Genomic DNA, 3,737 nt, shown 5'->3' with positions numbered 1-3,737 from the left:
AGCTTAAATCCCCTGAAACATCGTTTCAGAGGGACATTTAAGCATTTTTTGTAAAGCTACCGACAGAAAAAAGCAGAAACAAGCAAGGATTCTAGGAGGCTCAAGCTGCTTTAGCAGTCTTGAGAAAGAATCCGAAGCGTTTGCAGAGAATATGCAAACACCTATTTTAGGGGCGTGCAAAAGCGAAGCGACTTGCACAATGCCCTATGTAAGGCGACTTTAGTCGCTTCATTGGCAGTTTTTGAGTTTGATTGTAGTTTTTTGCGTATGCGAGTGCACGCACGTTTTTTTAACCTTTTTTTAAATTCTTTTTTTAACCTTTTAGGGGGTTTTTTGGGGTTGAAAATGGGAATGTTGAAACGAGTGATTATAGGGAAGTGAAAAATGCAATTTGATAGCGTGGGTATGGTAGTTGTATGAATATTAAAGGAAAATATTAAAATAATTAAATGAGAGTATTAAAAAAATACAAAATGGAATGATTAAAAGGATAAATTCCGACTATTAAAAGGATAAATTCCGACTATTAAAAGGATAAATTCCGACTATTAAAAGGATAAATTCCGACTATTAAAAGGATAAATTAGGAGTATTAAAAGGATAAAATTATTGACAATATACTTAAAATAATGTATAATCTAAAAAACCAAACTAAAAAGGCTACAAAAATGAACGAAGTTGTTAAATATCACAACGATTTCAACAAACTAAACTTAAATGGCTTTTCAGAGCTACAACAGAACATACTTTTTGGCTTGATATTTGCGATAAAGGACAAAAAAGAAACGATTATGCTAGACTATGGGCAAATTAAAGAATTTACAAAAAATAGTAAACTCACAGGGCAAGAATTATGGAAACAAGCCCAAGAGCTTGAAAAGAATTTATCTAAACTTGATTTTACAATAATAAAACCTTGCGAGGATTCTAAAATTTTTGAGAGAGCGACCTATAATCTTTTTAAAAAATTCTCACTTTTTTACTCAACATCCGATAATAACCCCGATAATCCAAACAAGAGCTTGGGACAGATTGAAGTGAAAATCAATGAAGAATTCGCGTACTTAATTAATGAGCTAACAGCTAACTTCACACGCTTTGAATTAGCAGAATTCATCGCATTAAGCGGTAAATACACAAAGACACTTTATAGACTCTTGAAACAATTCAGAAGCACAGGGCTTTTACACATTGAGTGGAAAGAGTTTTTAAGAGTTATGGACATTCCAGAATCCTACAAAATATGCGATATTGAACGTCAAATCCTTAAACCAGCAATCAAAGAGCTAACCGCACCCCGCACCCTTTTTGACATAAAACGCACACCCTTCGAAAGTCTCTCTTACACCAAAATCAAAGGCAAAGGAAGGGGGAGAGGTGGTAATGTCATAGGCATAGAATTCTACTTTACACCAGAAACCACAAACGAAATAGAGCAAAGAGCCAACAAGAGAAACCTAGAAATTATCGCGCAAAATATTTGGTGCGAAGAGGCAAGAAACAAGTTAAAACGCTTGAGAGACATCAAACAAAAAACAGAAGAGCCAACAACAAATCAAGTAACTACAGAAATTGAAGATGAACTTGAAGTTGACAATTATCTTTACAGAAACTTAAGAATGAAGAACAGGTTTGATGAATACGATACGCTAAAAATCCAAAACATTAGCAAAGATGAAAGCGGAAACATAATCGTAACTCTAAGAAATGCGGACGACAATCATATAAGTGAAATGATTTTCAAAGACTTGAAACATTTAGAAAATGTTTTCAATCGGTATGCAATCTAATGCTACCATTACAGAGCTAGAATCTTATATCAAAGAACATCAAATCTAAGCTTAAAGTTTTCTTAATCGATAGCGTGGAGGATACAAGCTATCCTCCACTTTAAGAAAAGTGGTCGCTTGTGAGGGGGTATCCCCCTCAACCCCCAAAAGAATTTTCTATCAATCGCTGACAAAAAAAGTATTCAGCGATTGATAGAAAATTCACACCAAAGGATCGAAATGTCAAAAATTGCTTCAGCTCACTGCAACCCAAAAATTAAACCGGTTCTGAATCACAACGATAGAACAAACAACAATGCAAAAACAATTACGAAAGAATATTCATATCTGAATGAATATTCTTGTAAAGCAAATGAAGTTAGAGCTACCATTGAAAATCTCTATCAACAAGCTTATAATAATTTTTACTCTTTTTGTGAACAAAAAAATGGACTTTCGAAAAATAGTGGCAAACCGAAAGGTTTACAAAACTTTACAAAAAAAGAAAAATGCTACCACGAATTCATCTATGAAATTGACAAAAATACAACAATGCTTCAATGTCAAGAATTAACCGAAACGATAGCAAACATTACAGGATTTACACCATTACAAATTGCAATTCATAGGGACGAGAGATTCACAGATAAAAACGGGAACGAGCAAACACACTACCACGCCCACGCGGTATTTTTTACGCTTGACAGAAATACAGGATTACAACTTGCAAGACAAGAGGCAAGTCTGAATAAATCAAATCTTTCAAAAATCCAGAGCTTTGCTTCTCAAATTTTCAAAATGAAACGCGGAGAGCCAAGATACTCATTCAATGAAAAACAACCAAAATATATCCAAGATTACAAAGTTTACGCACAATTCAAAGAGCAAGAAAAACTTATGGAACAAAGAATTTTAGAACAACAAAGGAACTTAGATTCTATGACTCAAATATTACTTCAGGAGCAGGAACAAGCAAGAATCCAAAAAGAATATTACGAATCTAAGATTAGAGATTTAGAACGAGGACATCAGCTCCAGTTAGATAAACTAGAAAAAGAGTTTGACAATAGAAAGAGTATTTGGAAAAATATTGTTACATTTGGTAAGCATAATGAGAAAGTAGAAAACGATTACAATATAACTAAAACTGCATTTCTATCAAGTGCAAATGAAGCTAAAAAAAACCTTCAAAATAGGATTAATGACCAACTCTTATACATTGAAAAATTAGAATCAGACAAAAAAGAATTAAGCAAAAAATATGAACTCTTGAAAACTGATTTTGAGAAAACAAAAGACCGCTTAACTAAACTTGAAAATTGGTGCGAAAACAATTTGTCATCAAACCAGCTCCAAGAAATATTTCCGGAAAAATCAAGAGAACAAGAAAAATCAAATGAACAAACTCTTGATAATCTCATCTCAAGATATTCAAAATCAACAATCAGAAGAAATCGCAGAAGTTCGCAGAATGAGGAGTTGGAGCTATAGTTTTTAAGTAAAGTTTAGCTACAATAACAAAGCCCCAAATCCTGCAAAGATGAGGGGCAAATTACCTAACAAAACGATGAGATTATATCTTAACTTTTTTAGGTTGATTACCTAGACTCACGCGCTAATTTAAGCCTTATCTTCCCAAAAAGCCCTATTTTACGCTTGTGTGCTGATTTTTTGATTCTCAAAAAATCCAGCAAAAACCAAAAACGCTCATAAACACACTTTAAAGCAACGCTATTGCATTTTAGCCACAATCTAATACCAGCATATAACCAACCCATATTTTTTGCATTTTTACCCCCTTACAATTAATTCTAGAGCATATTCTCAAGCAATGTTTTTCGTTTTTCTGCTTCGGTTAGCACAAAAAACAGCTTAAATCCCCTGAAACATCGTTTCAGAGGGACATTTAAGCATTTTTTGTAAAGCTACCGACAGAAAAAAGCAGAAACAAGCAAGGATTCTAGGAGG

At 33.6% G+C, this 3,737-nt stretch carries 3 protein-coding genes; all 3 read left to right on the top strand.

From position 1 onward, the window contains the following. Window positions 1-174: 174 nt before the first annotated feature. Window positions 175-381, top strand: coding sequence for a hypothetical protein (locus CCZ01_RS09730; RefSeq protein ID WP_112053012.1), 207 nt, complete (start codon window positions 175-177; stop codon window positions 379-381). A gap of 287 nt (window positions 382-668) precedes the next feature. Next, window positions 669-1,790 carry a replication initiation protein gene (locus CCZ01_RS09725; protein ID WP_181566393.1) on the top strand — a complete coding sequence of 374 codons (1,122 nt, stop codon included), beginning with the start codon at window positions 669-671 and terminating at the stop codon, window positions 1,788-1,790. 219 nt (window positions 1,791-2,009) lie between these two features. Further along, window positions 2,010-3,260 carry a coiled-coil domain-containing protein gene (locus CCZ01_RS09720; protein ID WP_112053010.1) on the top strand — a complete coding sequence of 417 codons (1,251 nt, stop codon included), beginning with the start codon at window positions 2,010-2,012 and terminating at the stop codon, window positions 3,258-3,260. The last annotated feature ends 477 nt before the right edge of the window (window positions 3,261-3,737 follow it).

Source organism: Helicobacter monodelphidis (assembly GCF_003288845.1).
Lineage (GTDB): Bacteria > Campylobacterota > Campylobacteria > Campylobacterales > Helicobacteraceae > NHYN01.
The sequence above is the reverse complement of the archived record's forward strand: the minus strand, read 5'-3'. Positions and strand labels throughout refer to the sequence as shown.

What these genes read in the sequence shown, in the direction of transcription:
- CCZ01_RS09725 (WP_181566393.1), top strand. Translation starts at nt 669, where the DNA reads ATGAACGAAGTTGTTAAATATCACAACGATTTCAACAAACTAAACTTA.
- CCZ01_RS09720 (WP_112053010.1), top strand. Translation starts at nt 2,010, where the DNA reads ATGTCAAAAATTGCTTCAGCTCACTGCAACCCAAAAATTAAACCGGTT.